Origin of the sequence: Novosphingobium panipatense, assembly GCF_900182875.1 — a bacterium.
Classification (GTDB): domain Bacteria; phylum Pseudomonadota; class Alphaproteobacteria; order Sphingomonadales; family Sphingomonadaceae; genus Novosphingobium; species Novosphingobium panipatense.
This window is the reverse complement of sequence record NZ_FXUI01000002.1, coordinates 300,021-318,861: the sequence shown is the minus strand read 5'-3', so window position 1 is coordinate 318,861 and position 18,841 is coordinate 300,021. Positions and strand designations below refer to the sequence as shown.

16 protein-coding genes are annotated in these 18,841 nt (G+C 65.0%); 10 read left to right on the top strand and 6 right to left on the bottom strand.

Annotated elements, in window-relative coordinates:
- Positions 1 to 35: 35 nt before the first annotated feature.
- From QOL62_RS04415 to cobA, 9 genes are all read left to right on the top strand, one after another.
- On the top strand, positions 36 to 485 hold the full coding sequence (locus QOL62_RS04415; RefSeq protein ID WP_103729739.1) for a globin domain-containing protein: 450 nt from the start codon (positions 36 to 38) through the stop codon (positions 483 to 485).
- Between the two features lie 157 nt (positions 486 to 642).
- On the top strand, positions 643 to 1,221 hold the full coding sequence (locus tag QOL62_RS04410; protein ID WP_103729738.1) for an ANTAR domain-containing response regulator: 579 nt from the start codon (positions 643 to 645) through the stop codon (positions 1,219 to 1,221).
- Positions 1,221 to 2,447: a CmpA/NrtA family ABC transporter substrate-binding protein gene (locus tag QOL62_RS04405; RefSeq protein WP_283405333.1), complete on the top strand. Its 1,227-nt coding sequence runs from the start codon at positions 1,221 to 1,223 to the stop codon at positions 2,445 to 2,447. Before QOL62_RS04410 ends, QOL62_RS04405 begins: the two co-directional genes overlap by 1 nt.
- A 232-nt stretch (positions 2,448 to 2,679) precedes the next feature.
- A complete protein-coding gene (locus QOL62_RS04400; protein WP_283405332.1) occupies positions 2,680 to 3,945 on the top strand; it encodes a nitrate/nitrite transporter in 1,266 nt (421 codons plus the stop codon).
- A 75-nt stretch (positions 3,946 to 4,020) separates the two neighbouring features.
- Complete coding sequence (locus tag QOL62_RS04395; protein WP_283405331.1) at positions 4,021 to 5,253, top strand: alginate export family protein; 1,233 nt, start codon at positions 4,021 to 4,023, stop codon at positions 5,251 to 5,253.
- 227 nt (positions 5,254 to 5,480) lie between these two features.
- Entirely contained in the window at positions 5,481 to 8,033 is a 2,553-nt protein-coding gene (gene nirB, locus QOL62_RS04390; protein WP_283405330.1) for a nitrite reductase large subunit NirB, read from the top strand.
- Positions 8,034 to 8,038: 5 nt separating this feature from the next.
- Positions 8,039 to 8,374: a nitrite reductase small subunit NirD gene (gene nirD, locus QOL62_RS04385; RefSeq protein WP_283405329.1), complete on the top strand. Its 336-nt coding sequence runs from the start codon at positions 8,039 to 8,041 to the stop codon at positions 8,372 to 8,374.
- Entirely contained in the window at positions 8,374 to 10,983 is a 2,610-nt protein-coding gene (locus tag QOL62_RS04380; protein ID WP_283405328.1) for a nitrate reductase, read from the top strand. Before nirD ends, QOL62_RS04380 begins: the two co-directional genes overlap by 1 nt.
- Positions 10,970 to 11,770, top strand: coding sequence for a uroporphyrinogen-III C-methyltransferase (gene cobA, locus QOL62_RS04375; RefSeq protein WP_283405327.1), 801 nt, complete (start codon positions 10,970 to 10,972; stop codon positions 11,768 to 11,770). The genes QOL62_RS04380 and cobA overlap by 14 nt, the downstream gene beginning before the upstream one ends.
- A 13-nt stretch (positions 11,771 to 11,783) precedes the next feature.
- Here cobA and QOL62_RS04370 read toward each other — a convergent pair whose 3' ends face one another.
- The 3 genes from QOL62_RS04370 to QOL62_RS04360 form a co-directional block, all read right to left on the bottom strand.
- Entirely contained in the window at positions 11,784 to 13,691 is a 1,908-nt protein-coding gene (locus QOL62_RS04370) for a BCCT family transporter (RefSeq protein ID WP_283405326.1), read from the bottom strand.
- Positions 13,692 to 13,764: 73 nt separating this feature from the next.
- Positions 13,765 to 14,136 carry a YidH family protein gene (locus tag QOL62_RS04365; protein WP_103729871.1) on the bottom strand — a complete coding sequence of 124 codons (372 nt, stop codon included), beginning with the start codon at positions 14,134 to 14,136 and terminating at the stop codon, positions 13,765 to 13,767.
- A 20-nt stretch (positions 14,137 to 14,156) separates the two neighbouring features.
- Positions 14,157 to 14,735 (bottom strand): hypothetical protein, encoded by a 579-nt coding sequence (locus QOL62_RS04360; RefSeq protein ID WP_283405325.1) that lies wholly within the window; start codon positions 14,733 to 14,735, stop codon positions 14,157 to 14,159.
- Positions 14,736 to 15,123: 388 nt separating this feature from the next.
- Between QOL62_RS04360 and QOL62_RS04355 the strand changes: the two genes are divergently transcribed.
- Positions 15,124 to 16,425 (top strand): SLC13 family permease, encoded by a 1,302-nt coding sequence (locus QOL62_RS04355; RefSeq protein ID WP_283405324.1) that lies wholly within the window; start codon positions 15,124 to 15,126, stop codon positions 16,423 to 16,425.
- Positions 16,426 to 16,453: 28 nt separating this feature from the next.
- Here the strand turns inward: QOL62_RS04355 and QOL62_RS04350 are convergent, their stop codons facing one another.
- The 3 genes from QOL62_RS04350 to QOL62_RS04340 all read right to left on the bottom strand — a co-directional run bounded on the left by QOL62_RS04350 (position 16,454) and on the right by QOL62_RS04340 (position 18,771).
- A complete protein-coding gene (locus QOL62_RS04350; RefSeq protein ID WP_283405323.1) occupies positions 16,454 to 16,888 on the bottom strand; it encodes a YidH family protein in 435 nt (144 codons plus the stop codon).
- A gap of 99 nt (positions 16,889 to 16,987) precedes the next feature.
- Positions 16,988 to 17,773: an ABC transporter ATP-binding protein gene (locus QOL62_RS04345; protein WP_283405322.1), complete on the bottom strand. Its 786-nt coding sequence runs from the start codon at positions 17,771 to 17,773 to the stop codon at positions 16,988 to 16,990.
- Entirely contained in the window at positions 17,767 to 18,771 is a 1,005-nt protein-coding gene (locus QOL62_RS04340; protein WP_379511631.1) for a FecCD family ABC transporter permease, read from the bottom strand. Before QOL62_RS04340 ends, QOL62_RS04345 begins: the two co-directional genes overlap by 7 nt.
- Positions 18,772 to 18,841 lie beyond the last annotated feature (70 nt).

The window sequence follows — 18,841 nt, the reverse complement described above, 5'->3', positions numbered from 1 at the left end:
AATGCCTCATTTTCAGAAAGACAAAGGAGCACCTAATGCGAACCGTCTCTCCTGCCGCCATGCAGATCGTCAAGAGCACGGCTCCCGCCATCGAGCAGTATGGGGTGGACATCACCACCGCCATGTATGCACGCCTGCTGCAGGATCCGGAGATCGCAGCCATGTTCGATCGCGCCGCGCAGGAAAGCGGCGAGCAGCCGAGGCGTCTGGCCGGCGCCATCCTTGCTTACGCCAAGAACATCGACAAGCTGCAGAATCTTGGACCAGCCGTGCAGCGGATGGTGGCGCGCCATGTGGAAACGGGCGTGAAGGCCGAGCACTACCCGCAGGTCGCCGCGGCGCTGCTCCCGGCCATCCGCGATGTGCTGGGGGAGGATGTGGCGACCGATGATGTGCTTGCCGCCTGGGGCGAGGCTTACTGGATGCTCGCGGACATTCTCATCGCCGCGGAAGCTCAGGCCTACCAGGAGGCGCGGTCCGCCTGACGAAACGCGGCTTCAGGCAGGCTACGCGGCCTGGCCCGGATCGCGCACACCTGCCTGAAGCTACTCGAGAACAAAATGCCGGCGGATGAACACTCCTCTTGCGCGCCGTTGACCGATCACGTCTTTCTACGGCAAGGGTGCGGCGAGGGGGGCTCCCATGCGCATTGTCATCATCGACGACAGCGGCCTTCGCGCGACCGTACTCGAAGAGGGGCTGCGCGATGCCGGCTACGACGACATTCACATCGTCCCGCCGCGCGGCGCCTTCGTCGCCCGGCTCGAACGCATGGCTCCCGATGTCGTGCTGATGGACCTTGGCAGCCCCAGCCGCGACACACTGGAGGAAATGCTCACCGTCAGCCGCGCGCTCGCCCGCCCCATCGCGATGTTCGTGGACCAGTCCGACGAAACGATGATCGGCGCTGCCATCGATGCCGGAGTGTCGGCCTACGTCGTCGACGGCTTGCGCAAGGAACGCGTCAAGCCGGTGCTGGAACTCGCGGTGCGGCGCTTCAACGCGTTCTCCCGCATGCAGGCGGAACTAGAGGACGCCCGAACCCAGCTTGCCGATCGCAAGGTGATCGACCGCGCCAAATCGATCCTGATGAACCAGCGCGGCCTGTCCGAACAGGATGCTTACGCTCTCCTTCGCTCGACCGCGATGAACCAGGGCAAGAAGATCGTCGACGTGGCGCAGGCACTGATAACAGCCAGCGACCTGCTGGGAGGGGTATGATGACGACCAACCTTCGCATTGCCTTCCTGCCGCTCAACGACGTGGCGGTTCTTGCCGCAGCGCGTGAGCAGGGGTTTGCCGAACAGGAGGGCCTGTCGCTTGATCTCGTGCGGACGACCAGCTGGGCAACGCTGCGCGACCGGCTCGTGTATGGACAGGTGCAGGCCGCGCATATGCTGGCTCCGCTGGCCGTGGCGGTAACATTGGGCCTGAGCCAGCAGCCGGCGGCGCTGGCCGCTCCGTTCAAGCTGGGCGTCAACGGCAACCTGCTGGTGATGACGAAGGAGTTCGCCGCCGCCCTGGCTCCCGATCCGGTGGCGCGGCTCGCAGACCCGACCGGCACGGCGCATGACTTTGCGGCCGCGATCGGGCTGTGGCGGCGCAAGCCCGTCATCGGCGTGGTTCACCGGTTCTCCAGCCACGCTCTGATACTGCGCTACTGGCTCTCCACTGCGGGCGTCGATCCTGATCGCGATGTGACCCTGCGCGTCCTGCCGCCATCGTTGATGGTCGAAGCGATCCAGGCTGGTGAGATCGACGGCTTCATCGCAGGAGAACCCTGGGGCAGCGCGGCTGTCGATTTAGGTACGGCGGAGGCGGTGGCCATCGGCCAGCGCATCTGGCAGCGCGGCGTCGAGAAGGTGCTGGCCTTTCGCAAGGCATGGCTGGAGGAGAACCCGGAGACGACCGACCGCCTGCTGCGCGCGCTCGCCCGGGCCGCCGTCTGGTGCGATGCGCCTGAAAACAGGGAAACGCTGGCAGACATGCTCGCGGAAACACGCTACGTCGGCCAGCCTTCCGAGCTGATCCTGCGCGGCCTGACCGGTTCCATCGTTCCGCGCGCCGGCGATGCGCCGGTTTCCACTCCGGATTTCATGCTTTTCTCCCGGGAGGCAACGCCTTTCCCATGGCGCAGTCAGGCGTTGTGGATATATTCGCAGCTCGTGCGCTGGAACATGGTCGAACCCTCTGCGGAGGCGGAGGGCAGGGCGGCCGCCGTGTTCCGGCCGGATGTCTACCGTCGCGCACTGGCCGGCAGCGACCTGCCGATGCCGGGCGCCAGCATGAAGCTGGAAGGCGCCGTGGCGGCGCCGCTCGGCGTGGGCTCGCGCAAGGGCGACCTGATGCTGGGCCCGGACAGGTTCTTCGACGGGCGGATCTTCGATCCTGAGCGAATCGAAGATTACCTCGCCGGCTTCGAGAGGCCGGAACGGGGACAAACCTGAACACGATCTGGAAGGGGAAGAGAGTGCTATTTTGCACCTTGCCAGATCCGGCGAATCACTCGAATATATGAAGGTCGCGCGATGATGCGCGTGTAACTGGACAGGCGGTCCCAAGGACGGGACGCCATCCTCACTGAATTCGCAGCAAAGCCGCTGACCGGGCTCACCACCAGGGTGACGTCCGGGCCGCGGCTTTTTTCGTGCCCGTTTCATTTTTCATGGGGGACGTATCATGGCCACCGCATTCTGGCGACCTGACCAAGACCCTGCCGGCTCCCCGGCAGACGACGTTCGCAGCAAGCCTGCCGTCAGCTTCTGGCAGGCCGGCCACGCGCCGACGCTCATCGCAGCCTTCCTTTATTTCGACCTGGCCTTCATGGTGTGGGTCCTTCTCGGACCGCTGGCGCCCGAGATCTCGAGAACCCTTGGCCTGACGCCCGCGCAAAAAGGACTGATGGTGGCGCTGCCGACCCTGGCAGGTGCGCTGCTGCGAGTCGTCAACGGCCTCCTTGTCGATCGCATCGGACCAAAGCGTGCAGGCGCGATGAATCAGGGCATCGTCATCCTCGGTCTGTTCCTTGCCTGGTCGACAGGCATCGACAGCTTCGGAGGCACCCTGGCACTCGGCCTGATCCTGGGCTTTGCGGGGGCAAGCTTCGCCATCGCGCTCCCGCTGGCGAGCCGGTGGTACCCGCCCGAACACCAGGGCAAAGCGATGGGACTGGCCGGTATGGGCAATTCGGGAACCGTCTTCGCCGCGCTGTTCGCCCCGACGCTCGCCAGACTGTTCGGCTGGAACGCCGTTCTGGGCCTTGCCTGCATCCCGTTGGCGCTTGTGCTCTGCCTGTACCTCGTGCTGGCCAAGGACGCGCCGAACCCGCCCGCACCACGTAAGCTGGTAGATTATGCCGCACTTCTCAGACAGGCTGACGCGTGGTGGCTGATGGCGTTCTATGCAGTGACATTCGGTGGTTTCGTGGGCCTTGCGGCATCGCTCCCGATCTACTTCACCGATCAGTTCGGCCTCAGCACCGTGGTGGCGGGATATTGCACAGCAGGCTGCGTCTTTGCGGGATCGCTCGTGCGTCCGCTGGGCGGCGCGCTGGCAGACCGGATCGGCGGCGTGAAAGCGCTGATGATGGTCTACGCCGTCGCCGCCATCGCACTTATCGGTGTATCGCAGGCGTCGGGGCTTCCGTCAGCTCTCGCACTCTTCGTCGTGGCCATGTTGGCGCTCGGCACTGGAAATGGGTCGGTTTTCCAGCTTGTGCCTCAGCGTTTCCAGGCCGAGATCGGCGTGATGACGGGCCTTGTCGGCATGGCAGGCGGCGTAGGCGGCTTCTATCTCGCCAGTTCGCTCGGCCTTGCCAAGCAGTTCACGGGAAGCTTCGCGCCGGGTTTTCTGATCTTCGCCTGCCTTGCAGTCGTTGCCCTCGTCTCGCTGGCGAAGGTGAAGACCCGCTGGCGTGCGACCTGGAAAACCGCCGCGCGGATCTAGGCGGGTTGATCGGGGTGGCGGCTTCCATCCGAAGCTGCCGCCGGCCCAAACCTCTACGTGCTGAGGGCGCGCCAAATGACAGTCATGATGAAAACGGTAGCCGCGCTAGCCATCGGAGGAGCCGCTTGTGCCGCATCCGCAGGGGCGCAGGAGATCACGGTCACACCGATCGCGGAAGCGCGGATCCGCTACGAGACTGCCGAGCAGGACGACATTGTCGCAAGGGCTCATGCCCTAACCATGCGCGTTCGCGGAGGAGCCCGGCTCGCCCGCGGGGCAATCAGCGCCAGCATCATCGGCCAGGGCAACCTCGCAGCGGTGGACACCTACTACGATGGACTGACCGGCGCCGCGTCGCGGCCACTGGTGGCCGATCCGCAGAACATCGCGCTTTACATCGCACAACTGCAGTACAGCGTTCGGGATCTGACGGTGACCGCAGGGCGTCAGAAAATTGCGCTGGATGACGAGCGCTTCGTGGGCAATGTCGCGTTCCGCAACAACGCGCAGACTTTCGACGCCGTTCGGGCGGAGATTGCGCCCGCGCAGGGCCTGAAGCTTGACCTTTCCTACGTCTGGAGCGTGCGCACGATCTGGGGCATCGACGGTAAGGAGGGGCGCCAGCAGGCGGTCGGCGGCAATAGCGTCCTCGCCAATATCGGCTGCAAGACGCCGGTCGGCACACTGACGGGGTTCGCCTATCTCGTCGATCAGGACGAGGCGGCAGTGCAGGGCTACCGCCTCTCAAGTCAGACATATGGCGCGCGACTTGCCGGTTCGCACGTCTTGGCGACATCCGTGAAGCTTGCTTACCAGGCGAGCTACGCGCGTCAGTCCGACTGGGGCCGCAATCCCGGTGATTACCGTGCCGGGTACTGGCTGGCCGACGCTTTACTTGACGTGCATGGCTGGAAGATAGGCGCGGGGTACGAAGTGCTTGGCGCTGCAAAAGGTCGAGTGGCGGGTTCGCCCTTCACGAGCTTCCAGACCCCGCTCGGAACCAACTTCAAGTTCCAGGGCTGGGCAGACAAGTTCCTGACGACACCGCCGGACGGCGTGCGCGACCTGTATGTGGGGGGCGGATATGGCGCCGGGCAGATGGGTTCGTTCTCCGCCGTTAGCCTGCAGGGGACCTGGCACCGCTTCGAGAGTGACCGGTTCGGCCAGCATTACGGTAACGAAATCGACCTTCTGGCGTCGGCGAAGGTGCGCGGGACGACCATTGCGCTGCGCTATGCCCACTACGAAGCCGAAACCCTTGCAACCGACACGGACAAGCTTTGGGTGCAGCTCGACTGGGCTATTTGACAAAAGCGACGTGAAAATCGCTTGAGCCGCCCGCCAGTTCCATTTATGTTGCAGTGCAAAGGGCAGTGTTGTCCTTCTCACATCGCCGAAATGTCCCGCTGAGGGGACGTGTAGGCACCGAATGATGGCAAGGCCGCCATCCTGACTCCCGGTTTCGCACCGGGGGTCAGGATGGCGGCCTTTTCTCGTTTTCAACTCCATTTCCCATGACAGCCGGAGTTTCGAACATGGACTTTCAGGACCGGATCGAACCGCAACAGACCCTCGCGACCGACTACGACGACGCGCTGGTCGTACCCTGCGACGATGTGCGCGAGCATCTGGTTGTCGTCGGCAACGGCATGGCCGGCTGCCGTGCCGTCGAGGAACTGCTGGCGCGTGACGCCGCCCGCTACCGCGTGACGATCTTCGGCGCCGAGCCGCACGTGAACTACAACCGCATCATGCTCTCGCCCGTGCTGGCGGGCGAGAAGACCTTCGAACAGATCGTCATCAACACGCGCGAATGGTATGACGAGAACGGCATCGATCTCATCACCGCCGATCCGGTCACCGCGATCGACCGCGCGGCAAAGACCGTCACCTCGCGTTCGGGCCGCACGATGCATTACGATCGCCTGCTGATCGCGACCGGCTCCGACCCCTTCATCATTCCGGTTCCCGGCAAGGACCTGCCGGGCGTCATCTCGTTCCGCGACATGAACGACGTCGATACCATGCTGGCGGCCGCCGAGGCCGGCAAGGCCTCCGGCGGCGGCTCGGCCGTGGTCATCGGCGGCGGCCTGCTGGGCCTCGAGGCGGCGCACGGCCTGACCCTGCGCGGCATGAAGGTCACCGTGATTCACCTGATGCCAACGCTGATGGAGCGCCAGCTGGACGAAGCGGCGGGCTGGCTGCTCAAGTCCGCGCTGGAAGCGCGCGGCCAGACCATCCTCACCGGCGCCGATACCGCCGAGATCTACGGCGAGGGCAAAGTCGAGGGCGTTCGCCTCAAGGACGGTCGCGAGATTCCGGCCAGCCTTGTCGTCATGGCCGTCGGCATCCGCCCCTCCATTGCGCTGGCGCGGGAGGCGGGACTGGAGGTCAACCGCGGCATCAAGGTTGACGACCACATGGCGACGAGCGACCCTTCCATTTTCGCGGTGGGCGAGTGCGTCGAGCATGACGGACAGGTCTACGGCCTTGTCGCGCCGCTGTGGGACATGTGTCGCAGCCTTGCTGATGGCCTTACCGACCAGCACACGGGCTATCGCGGTTCGGTCACCTCGACGAAGTTGAAGGTGGCAGGGCTGGACGTGTTCTCGGCAGGCGACTTCTCCGGCGGAGATGGATGCGAGGACATCGTGCTGCGCGATGCCGCCCGCGGGGTCTACAAGCGCGTGGTGGTGAAGGACGACCGCATTGTCGGCGCCGTGCTCTACGGTGATACGGCAGACGGCGGGTGGTACTTCGATCTGCTCCGTAAGGGCGAGAACGTCGGCGAAATCCGAGACCTGCTCATCTTCGGCCAGGCGTTTGCTTCGGGCGGTGCTGCGCTGGACCCTAAGGCCGCCGTTGCGGCACTCCCCGCAGATGCGGAAATCTGCGGCTGCAACGGCGTCTCGAAGGGACAGGTTGTCGGTTGTATCGAGGCTGGGGCCTGCAGCCTCGATGCGGTGCGCGCGACCTGCAAGGCCTCGGCCAGCTGCGGACAGTGCACCGGCCTCGTCGAGAACCTGCTCGCGCTGACGCTGGGCGAGGAGGTGAAATCCGGCCCCAAGACCATGTGCAAGTGCACCAGCTTCACGCATGACGACGTGCGCCGCGAGATCGTGGCACAGGACATGCGCTCGATACCGGAAGTCATGCACAAGCTGCACTGGTCAACGCCGGACGGATGCTCGTCTTGCCGCCCGGCGCTCAACTACTACCTGCTCTGCGCGCTTCCGGGCGAATACGTGGACGACCAGCAGAGCCGCTTCGTCAACGAGCGCATGCACGCCAACATACAGAAGGACGGCACCTACTCCGTCGTCCCGCGCATGTGGGGCGGCCTCACCAACCCGCGGGAGTTGCGCGCCATTGCTGACGTGGTCGAGAAGTACAACGCGCCCATGGTCAAGGTGACCGGCGGCCAGCGGCTCGACATTTTCGGCATCAGGAAGGAAGACCTTACCGCAGTCTGGGCAGACCTCAACGCAGCCGGGATGGTCTCCGGCCACGCCTACGGCAAGTCGCTGCGGACGGTCAAAACCTGCGTGGGTTCGGAATGGTGCCGCTTCGGTACGCAGGATTCGACCGGACTAGGGGTGAAGACGGAGCGAATGACCTGGGGCAGCTGGATGCCGCACAAGTTCAAGATCGCCGTCTCCGGCTGCCCGCGCAACTGCGCTGAGGCCACGATCAAGGATTTCGGAATCGTCTGCGTGGACTCCGGGTACGAACTCCACGTCGGCGGCAATGGCGGCATTCACGTGCGCGCCACCGACCTCTTGTGCAAGGTGAACACCGAGGAGGAAGCCCTCGAATACTGCGCCGCCTTCATCCAGGTCTACCGTGAGGAAGCGCGCTATCTCGAACGCACCGCGCCGTGGATCGAACGTGTCGGCGTCGCCTACGTGAAGTCCCGCGTGGTCGAGGACGAGGCGGGCCGCAAGGCGCTTGCCGACCGGTTCCACCACTCGCAGCGCTACAGCCAGGACGATCCATGGGCGCAGCGCGCTGCGGGCGACCGTGCCGACCTGCACCAGCACCTCGAGCCCACACCCCTTACACCTCAGGTACTCGAAGCGGCGGAGTGAACACAATGACCGACTGGATCGATATCGGAACTCTCAACGACATTCCTCAGCCCGGCGCCCGCACGGTCCGCCTTGAGGGGGAACCGGAGATCGCGGTGTTTCGCACCGGCGACGACAGGATCTTCGCGCTCGTCAACGAGTGCCCGCACAAGAAGGGGCCGTTGAGCCAAGGCATCGTCCATGGACATTCGGTTGCCTGTCCGCTGCACAACTGGAACATCGCGCTGGGGAGCGGTGAGGCGCAAGGGGCCGACAGCGGCTGCACCCCCACAATCGCCGTGCGCCAGGAAAACGGTCGCATTCTGATCGCGAGGCCTGCACCCATGAGGGATGCTGCCTGATGGGCGAGGCGGTCCGCACCACCTGCGCTTATTGCGGTGTCGGCTGCGGCATCTCGGCAACGCCCACGGGCGCGCGCGAGGTGACGATCCGGGGTGACGATGCGCACCCGGCCAACGGTGGGCGCCTCTGCTCCAAGGGAACGCACCTTGGCGAGACGATCGGGCTCACGGGCCGTCTCCTCCACCCGATGATCGGCGAGAGGCGCGTGCGCTGGGACAAGGCGCTGGACCTCGTGGCCAAGCGTTTTCGCGACACTATCGCCCGGCATGGGCCGGCCAGCGTCGCCTTCTACGTCTCGGGCCAGTTGCTGACCGAAGACTATTACGTCGCCAACAAGCTGATGAAGGGTTTCATCGGCTCTGCCAACATCGACACCAATTCGCGCCTCTGTATGTCAAGCGCCGTCGCCGGTCATAACCGGGCCTTTGGCGAAGACGTGGTGCCCGCCGGCTACGAAGATCTGGAAAAGGCGGACCTCATCGTTCTGATCGGATCGAACACGGCATGGTGTCATCCGATCGTCTACCAGCGGATCCAGGCCGCGCGCGCCGAACGGGGCACGAAGCTTGTGGTCATCGACCCGCGCCGAACCGAAACCTGCGAAGGCGCGGACCTTCACCTGCCACTGCGCCCCGGGAGCGACGTGGCCCTGATGAACGGCCTCCTTGCCTGGCTTGCCGAGCAGGGCATGGTCCACAAGCCGTTCATGGACAGCCACGTCGAGGTGCCGGAGGGTTTCTGGAAGCATCTGGGGACCGGCCACGACCTCTGGACCACGGCGAGGATTTGCGATCTCGATCCGGCGCTGCTGCGCCGGTTCTACGAGCTGTTCGCGGCGAACCCGCGCACGGTTACGATGTTCAGCCAGGGCATCAACCAGTCGATCCGCGGTACCGATCAGGTCAACGCGATCATCAACGTCCACCTTGCCACGGGGCGCATCGGGCAGCCGGGCGCCGCCCCGTTCTCAATCACCGGCCAGCCCAATGCGATGGGTGGCCGCGAGGTGGGCGGCCTCGCCTCGACACTGGCCGCCCACATGGACTTCGCGCCCGAAAACGTCGCGCGTGTTGGCCGCTTCTGGGCGGCGCCGGCCATGGCGACCAAACCGGGGCTCAAGGCAGTCGACCTGTTCCGCGCCATCGGGGAAGGCCGTATCAAGGCGCTGTGGGTCATGGCTACCAATCCCGCGGTCTCTTTGCCCGATGCCGCCACCGTGCGCGCCGCGCTGGAAAAGTGCCCCTTCGTCGTCGTCTCCGACGTCATTGCCGATACCGATACCACCGCCTATGCCGACGTGCGCCTGCCCGCTGCCGCATGGGGTGAGAAGGACGGCACCGTCACCAATTCGGAACGCACGATCAGCCGCCAGCGTCCCTTCATGGATCTGCCAGGTGAGGCAAAGCCCGACTGGTGGATCATCAAGGAAGTGGCCCGCCGGATGGGCTGGTCAGGGGAGTTCGCCTATGACACGCCCGCCGATATCTGGCGCGAGCATGCGCGTCTCACCGCCTATCAGAACGATGGTGCGCGCGTGCTCAACCTCGCCGCCCATGCGGCGATCGGCAACTCCGCCTACGAAGCGATGGAGCCGTTCCGCTGGGGCGGTACGCCCTTCGCCGACGGTCGTTTTCCGACGCCGAGCGGCCGCGCGCGCATGATCAAGGTTGGGCAGATGGAGCTGCAGGCGCCGCTCGCCGACTGGCCGCTGACGCTCAACACCGGGCGCTATCGTGACCAGTGGCATACGATGACCCGGACCGGACTGGCTCCCAAACTCGCGCGTCACCGCGAGGAACCGCTCGTCGAGGTTCACCCTAAGGACGCTGCCGCGCTGGACTTGAAGGATGGCGACCTTGCCCGTGTCTCGACCCCGCAAGGAAACAGCACCTTTCGCGTCCTCCTGAGTGAAGGCCAGCGATCGGGCGAGATATTCACACCGATCCACTGGACCGACCAAGTGTCCACCGGCGGCCGCACCGGCCTGCTGCCACGCCCGCTGGTGGATCCGCACTCCGGCCAACCTGGGTTCAAGTCCACCCCCGCCGCGCTCGCGAGGGTGGACACCGAATGGAGAGGCTTCCTCATCCTGCGCGGAGACGAGCCTGCTCACGTGCCCTGCTTTTGGGCAACGCGCGTGGCGGTGCCCGGCGGCGCCCTGTATGAAGTCGCCGGCAACGGCGACCCGTCCCGCATCGAATCCTGCCTGCCCAAGGGCGAGCGGATCGAGGCTATCGACGACACCCGAGGTACGCGCCGCGTCGCGGTGATCGTCGAAGGGAGGCTGGCGGGCGTGCTGTTCGTCACCCGCACCGGTATCCTGCCCCCGCGGAACTGGCTGATCGGGCAACTGGCCGTCGAGGGAGTCGGGGCTGCCGTGCTTGCCGCGCGCGGGCCCGGCAACCAGCCCGACAAGGGCGCGACCGTGTGCGTATGCTTCGACATCGGCCTCAACCAGATCGTGACCGCCATCCGTGAACAGCGATTGGTCGATGTGGCCGGAGTAGGCAGGGCGCTTGGCGCGGGCACCAACTGCGGATCATGCCGGCCCGCTCTCGCCAGGATAGTCACCCAGACCAACGAGGAGGTTCTCGATGCCGCAGAATGATGGCAACCATGAGCTTATCGCACCCGGCGAAGTCTGGCTGGTCGGAGCAGGGCCCGGTGATCCGGACCTGCTTACCCGCAAGGCGGAGAAATTGATCCGCGCCGCCGAAGTCGTCTTCTACGATGCACTGGTGGGTCCCGGCGTGCTTGCGATGATTCCCGTGGGCACGGAGCGGGTTTGCGTGGGCAAACGCTCCGGGCGTCACTCGAAGGATCAGCCGACGATTGACCGGATGCTTGTCGAGGCTGCCCTCGCGGGACGTCGCGTCGTGCGCCTCAAGGGCGGGGATCCGGCGATGTTTGCCCGGGCGACGGAAGAGATGGCGGCGTTACGCAAAGTCGGCGCACCCGTACATGTCTGCCCGGGTATCACGGCCGCCAGCGCCGTGGCCGCTTCAGCCGGCATGTCGTTGTCGCTAAGAGGAATTGCCCGCCGGGTGCAATTCGTCACCGCCCATTGCCGCAGCGGGCAGCCACTTGATCTGGATTGGCCGGCGCTGGCCGATCCCGCCTGCACCCTGGCAGTATACATGGGGCGGGAGGCGGCACCTGAACTCACCGCCGCGCTGATGGCGGCGGGCCTGCCAGGTTCCACGCCGGCGCTGGTCACCTGCGACGCCTCGCTCCCGACAGAACAGCAACTGCGCACCCGCCTCGATCTGCTGCCGCTGGTGACACAGGCCTTCGCCCATGATCGGCCCACGCTGATACTCATCGGTGAGGCCGTCGGACAGGCGCTGGTACATACGCCGGCGCAGGGCGAAGAGGCACAGATCCTGCCTGCGTGAGGGCAGGAACGGACTAGCGGGGCCGCCACGCCTCCAACTGCGTCAGGATGTCGCTTGTGATCTGTTCCGTTGAGAAGCCGGTCAGGTCACGGTGCCGTCCATCGCTGCCGCCTTGAGCTGAAAGCATCCAGGTCATGCTGCGGCGGCCTTCCGGTGCGTCGAGCGCGGTATAGGCGGCGAGGGGACGCTGCCGAGGAGAGAGCCGGTAACTGAAAACGCGCTCCGGCGCGAAAGTAATCGTGATGGAGGTCCAATCTTCCCCGCTGTCAACCTGGCTGTCGGCCCACCCTTCCGCCACCATAACCTCGCACACGCTGCGCAGCGCCGGCATGCCGTTGACTTCCATTTGACGGAGGACTTCCTTGCGGCTGGCGGGTACGAACAGGCGCTTCAGGCGCTCACCCACCGGTGGCGCTTCTTCTGAAAGGGCGACGCCGGACAGGTCCGCTCCCGCCTGCCTGACGAGGCCGAACGCCAGCAGGAGCATGATGATGCAGAAGGGCAGCGCGGCCAGCAGCGTCGCGGTCTGCAGCGCGCCGAGCCCCCCTGCCAGCAGAAGCAGGGTCGCCGTCACGCCGAGCAGCAGGCACCAGTACACCCGCTGCCACCGCGGAGTGTCGTCGGCCCCGCCGGATGCAAGCGTGTCGATCACCAAGGCACCGGAATCGGCAGAGGTGATGAAGAACACGCCTACGAGCAAAATTGCGAGCGTCGATGTGAAACCTGCAGCAGGCAGGTATTCAAGGAACTTGAACAGTGCGGTGGAGAGGTTCGCCTGCACCGCATCGGCAATCCCACCGGCCGCTCCCCCGAGGTCGAGCGCTATCGCGGTGTTGCCGAAAACCGTCATCCATAGGAAGGTGAACGCCGCAGGCACGAATAGCACGCCCACGATGAATTCACGGACGGTGCGGCCGCGCGAAATGCGGGCGATGAACATGCCAACGAAGGGCGACCAGGCAATCCACCAGGCCCAGTAGAACAGCGTCCAATCCGCCATCCACGCACGCGGCTCGTAGGCATAGAGCGTGAAGGTGCGCATGATGAAATGGTCGAGGTAAAGCCCGAAGTTCTGGACGAGCGCGTTCATCAGGAACAACGTCGGCCCCCATAGCATCACGAACACCATCAGCAGGACCGCGAGCGCAAGGTTGAGCTCTGACAACCGGCGGACTCCGCGATCGGCACCGCTGAGCACCGAGAGGCTTGCCGCGCCCATCACCACAGCGATCACCGTGACCTGCGAGCCCACCGTGTCCGGAAGTCCGTATATGTAGGCAAGACCGGCGGTCATCTGTGACACGCCGAAGCCTAGTGAGGTCGACACGCCGAACACGGTTCCGCACACACCAAAAATGTCGATCGCGTCCCCGATCGGCCCCCTGATCCTCTTGCCGAAGATCGGGTGAAGCCCCGAACGTAAAGTCAGTGGCAGGCCCTTGCGATAGGTGAAGTAGGCCAGGCTCAGGCCGACAAGAGCGTAGATCGCCCAGGCATGAACGCCATAGTGGTGGAAGGTGAGGGCCATCGCTTCCCGAGCGGCCGCCATGGTGCCGGGCGCGACGTCGGGCGGCGCGATGTAATGCTGGATCGGCTCGGCGACCGCGAAATACATCAGCCCGATGCCCATTCCCGCAGCAAACAGCATGGCCAGCCAGGAGACATAAGGGAAATCGGGCTCAGCGTCGTCCGGCCCCAGACGAAGCTTGCCGGCGGGCCCGAAACCCAGCGCGAGCGCGACGCCGACGAAGATCGCGACGCAGGCGACGTAGAACCAGCCGAAGGTCTCGATAACCCAGCTCTGAGCGGCCTGGAACGCGGCGCCGGAGGCGCCGGGCGCCAGAAGCGTCGCAATGAGCAGGGCAGCAATCGTTGCGGAAGCGCCCCAGAAGACGCGGGGGTTCATCGTGCGGTTCGCCATGGGGGTCAAGATAGACGCAACACGGCACAATGTTAAATGCTGCGTCCTTGCCTTCGAATTATGCTCCCTAAGGCTAAGCCAACATCCAGATCGCCGCGCCGAGCGCCAGCGTGGCAGCCACGAGCGCGCCTGTCATGAGGCGCATTTTCATAGGACGCAGGGTTCGGATCTGATGCGCTTCCAGGCGTGAGATGATGCTGCATGCACGGCGCTCTGCAGATACGAAGATGAAGATCGCGATCAAAAGGAAAGCGGTGGCGATCGCCTTTGGTACCCAAACCGGCTGCAGGGCCTTGAACAGAGCATTGAACCCGAGGCCAATGCCCACTGAGGCCATGCCCGTGCGGACCCACCCCGCAAAGCTGCGTTCGTGTGCGAGAATGGTCCGATCCTCGGCCAGGGACGTGCGGGTTTCCGCCAATTCGTTACGGTCTTCCTCAGCCAAGGCGCTCTCCGATTCCCGCGTCAGCCGGGGCGCCACTCGCCAAGAGTGCTGCCATCCGAATCTTCGAAAGCCACGCGATCGAGATGAGCAGCCACGATGCAGACGGGGCGCTGGTCCGGCCCGGCAGCGCGGCAGGCGATAGCTTTATCGTTGGGGAAAGCCGTGATGCGCCCTTCGAGCACCATGCGAAAGCCCGCCTTCGGCCAGGTCAACGGTGCTTCGTCCGTTGCACGCACCGTGTACTCATAGGCACGACCGTTGCGACGGCCCAGCCTTGACCCGCCGGCTTCGAACACCGCCGCGATCCCCAGCGTCTGTGGAGAGGCAGGAGAGGAGCCTGTCTGCAATGGATCGGTCTGCACCGCCGGGCAGGTTGCCGAGCCCAACCAGGGGTAGGGAATCCAGAAGCCTTCAACAGCCTCCCACTTGGCCGAAGTGCCGGCCTTTGCCAGCAAGGTGGAACCTGCCCAATCCCCCGGCATCATGCGCAGCTGAATTGCTTTGCGATCCACCGTCCAGTCGGCTGCGGCCAGGCCGCTTTCCTCAGCAGATCCTTCCTGCGCGGTTCCCGCGCCGCCACACCCGAATGGAAGGCGCACGGAAAAGCTGCGTCCAACCAGCGGGTCTTTTTTTCGGGAAACATCGCCGGCAGAGTATGCGGATGCGGCCTCCCTCGCAGCGGCCACGAGGTCGCTCCGCGTCAGGACGGGCGGCCGGGCCGGCACGACGGAACCGACCGGCTTCTCCTGCAAAGCAGGGGAATCATCCTGAACCTTCCTGGCGGAGGGATCAGCCGCTTCCTGTCCGCAGCCCGCGAGAATGCAAGCGGCAATCGCCGTCGTCAGCGTGCTTGACGCGGCCCGGAGGCGGGAGATCGTTGCTGGTTTGAGGTGAAGCATCGTCGGGCAGTAGCATCCAGGCTGGCATAATGGGAGCGCTGCGCCCTTAAAGCTTGACGTTGTGCCGAGGGCAAGGTTTGCCCGCACAATGAGTTTCAACCAAATCCTGGCGCTGGTCGTCCTCGTTGCCGTCGTGGGCGTGCTGATCCACGGCAAATTGCGCGCGGAAGTGGCTGCGCTGACGGCCGCTGCATCGTTGATGCTGACCGGGGTGGTACGCCCGGTGGAAGTGCAGGGAGCCTTTGCAAGCCCGGCCATCATCGCCCTCGCCTGCCTCTTCATCATCGCCTATGCGATCGAGCTGTCCGGGCTCCTCGGCCTGCTGATCCGCCAGGCAACCCGAATGTGTACTCGTCTGGGCAGTGCAGGACTGTGGATAGTGCTGGCGATGTGCGGAGCGGCATCGGCGGTGCTGAACAACACCCCCATCGTCGTGCTTGCGGCGCCAGTGGTGAAGGATGTCGCCACATCGCTGCAGTTGTCACCAAAGCGATTCCTGATCCCGCTCAGCTACATTACCATCCTGGGCGGTGCCTGCACCCTGATCGGCACCTCCACCAACCTGCTCGTCAACGACATGGCCCGCAACGCAGGGCAGCCGGTATTCAGCGTCTTCGAGATAACACCCGTCGGCCTCATCATCGCGGCAGCCGGGGCGCTGTATCTCTTCCTGGTCGGCGGACGCTTGCTGACTCACAGCGACGACAACGGACAATCAACGTCGCCTCACCTGCACGAGCAGACTGGCGACGGTATGTTAGGCGATGCGGAACTTTTCGCCGTCGACAAGGCCTTCGATCCAAAGAAGGCGCTCATCTCGCTGGCGGTTTTTCTGGGGGTGGTGGTCTCGGCCGCAATCGGGGTTACTTCAATCGCCGCAGCGGCATTCGCAGGGGCTGTGCTGCTGATACTGTTGAAGGTGATCAGCCCCGAGGAGGCCTATGCCGGTCTTCGCCCCGAGGTGCTGCTCCTGATCGCTGGAATGGTGGTGGTCGGCCTGTCGATCGAGATCACCGGGCTTGCGGCAACGGGGACGGCGCTTCTGATCGACTTCATCGAGCCGTTCGGACCACTCGTCGCCCTTGCCATCCTCTATGGCGCGACACTTTTCATCACGGAGTTCCTCTCGAACGCGGCGGTGGCGGTCCTGCTCACGCCGGTGGCGGTCGCATTGGCGGAAAGCCTTGGCGTGGCGCCGCGCCCGTTCCTCGTCGCGGTAATGATGGCCGCCAGCGCCGCATTCGCGACCCCGTTTGGCTACCAGACCAACGTGCTCGTTTTCCAGATTGGAGGATACAGGTACATGGATTTCGTACGCGTGGGAGTGCCGCTAAACCTCATCACCTGGGTCGTAGGTGTGATCGCGATCCCCGTATTTTTCCCGTTCTGACCGAAGTCCGCACGCCTAAGGGGCAGCGTCAGCGCAGCCAGACGCCTACGAGAGCGGCAAGGCTGACCAGCATGAGAAATCCGTTCACCGCGATGAGGATGGCGGGCGGCAGCCGCGGGGTGTCAGGCGTTGGTGGGGCAACACGGATCATCTCTCGCCGGACGGCGACGAAGAAGCAGAAGCCGCTGAACAGGATGAGAAGGCTCCCGGTGGCCAGCGCCAGCCCCTGCGGGACCACGCCCTCGAGTAGGGCGCCGGCTCCGACACCCGAGGCGAGGGCCGCAACCCCGGTCCGCACCCAGGCCGCATAGGTCCGTTCAGCGGCGAGCACGGTCCGGTCTGCCGCCAACTCGGTCCGGCGGTCGGCGCTGTCGACCTGCTGGTCCGCGCTTTCCTCAAGTTTCGCCGCGCTCTTCTCGAGCTTTCCCTGCCCGGATGCCGGGCGCATCTGTTCTCCTGCCATGGCAAGGCAAACGCACTGCGGCCGCCCAGGCTGCAACCGCTGCGCCGAATGGCCTGCAGTTCGGTGCTCCGGCTCCGGCCTTGCTCATCGGAGAACCGTTCATGCCCCGGTGGCAAGCCGGTGCTCGGGTACGATGACCGGCCAGCTTCCGGTGTTGTCGGTCCGGGCGGTGATACCATAGACCGATCTCAGCCTTGCCGGGGAAAGCACGTGGAGCGGCGGGCCCAGCGCGCCGACCTCACCACGATCAAGAAGAAGGAGGCGATCGCAAAACCGCGCCGCCATGGTAAGATCGTGCAGGACCGCGATGACGAGCTTGCCGGCTCGCGCCTCGGCAGCGAGCAGTTCCATGACGTCGATCTGATGGCCGGGATCAAGCGATGCGAGAGGCTCGTCTGCGACGAGTACAGGGGCCTGCACCGCGAGGGCGCGGGCGAGCATCACACGGGCTCGTTCACCACCGGACAGCTCTGTCGCGAGGCGCCCCCGTAGATGAGCCACATCGGCCTGCTCCAGCGCGGCTTCGATGATGGCGCTGTCTTCGGGGGAGATGGCGGAGAAAGGGGCGAGGTGCGGAAGCCGGCCTAGGGCGACCAGACGCTCGACGCTGAGTGGCCAATGCAGTGTGTGCCCCTGGGGCAGGTACGCGACCGACCGCGCGACCTGGCGGCGTGACAGCCCTGCAACCGGGCGCCCGTCAAGAAGTACTGCCCCGCGGGCCGGTTTCAGGAGGCCGAGAAGCGCCCGCACCAGCGTGGTCTTGCCTGCGCCGTTTGGACCGAGGATGCCGACGAGCATGCCGGGCGGAAATGTCGCCGTAACGCTGTTCAGGATCGGGCGCGGTCCGACGGAGACGCACAGATCGTCAAGGTGGATCGTCACCATACACGGCGTTCCTTCAGAAGGTGAGCAAGGAAGACCGGCACGCCCAGGAAGGCGGTCACGATTCCGAGCTTGAGTTCGTTGTTGGTGGGAATGAGCCTCACGCCCGTATCGGCACCCGTAAGCAGGACTGCGCCCGCGAGGAACGAGGGCAACAGGATGGCCGAGGGGCTGCGATCGGTGAGAGGACGGATGAGGTGAGGCACAATGAGGCCGACGAATCCAATCGAGCCGGACACCGCCACGGCTCCGCCGACGCCGATGCTGATGCCGAGGAGCAGGCGAATGCGGGTGCGGCGCAGATTGACGCCCAGCGCCTGCGCGCTGTCCTCCCCCAGGCTCAAGGCATCCAGCGAACGCCCGTCCAGCAGCAGCAGTCCCGATCCAAGAACCACGCAGGGCACGGCAAGCCATACATGCTCGATTGACCGGTTCTCCAAAGAGCCGAGCAGCCAGGTCGTGATTTCCATGGCTGCGAACGGGTTGGGCGACAGATTGAGCGCAAGGCTGATGCCCGCTCCAGCCAGGGTGGAGAGCGCTATGCCTGCCAGGATGAGCGACAGCGGGCTCTGGGAACGGCCGGCGAGGGCGAAGAGCGATGCGAGCGCCACAATGCTCCCGCCGATAGCCATGAGGGGCAGGACGAGGACATGCAGATCCGAAAAGCCAAAATAAAGCGCGCCGACGGCACCCAGCGCCGCGGCATTGGACGCGCCAAGGACTGAGGGTTCGGCAAGCGGATTGCGCAGGTAGCCTTGCAGCACGGCACCCGCGAGCCCCAACATGCCGCCGACTGCCAGACCGAGAATGGCGCGGGGAAGGCGAAGGTCGAACAGGATCGCAGTGGCCACAGGATCGCCGCTGCCGAGAAGCGCCGACCACAGCCGGGTCAGGCTGATGGCGGCGGGCCCCACCAAGAACGAGCCCAGCAGCATCAGGGTCGCCGCGACCGCCAGCAGGGGGATAAGAATAGCGCGGCGCGTGTCAGGTCTTCGATACATGGAAACAGGCACCTCGCATTGGATTGGTGACCCCGTCACGCTTGTGTCCCGGGGTTGCTCGATTATGGGG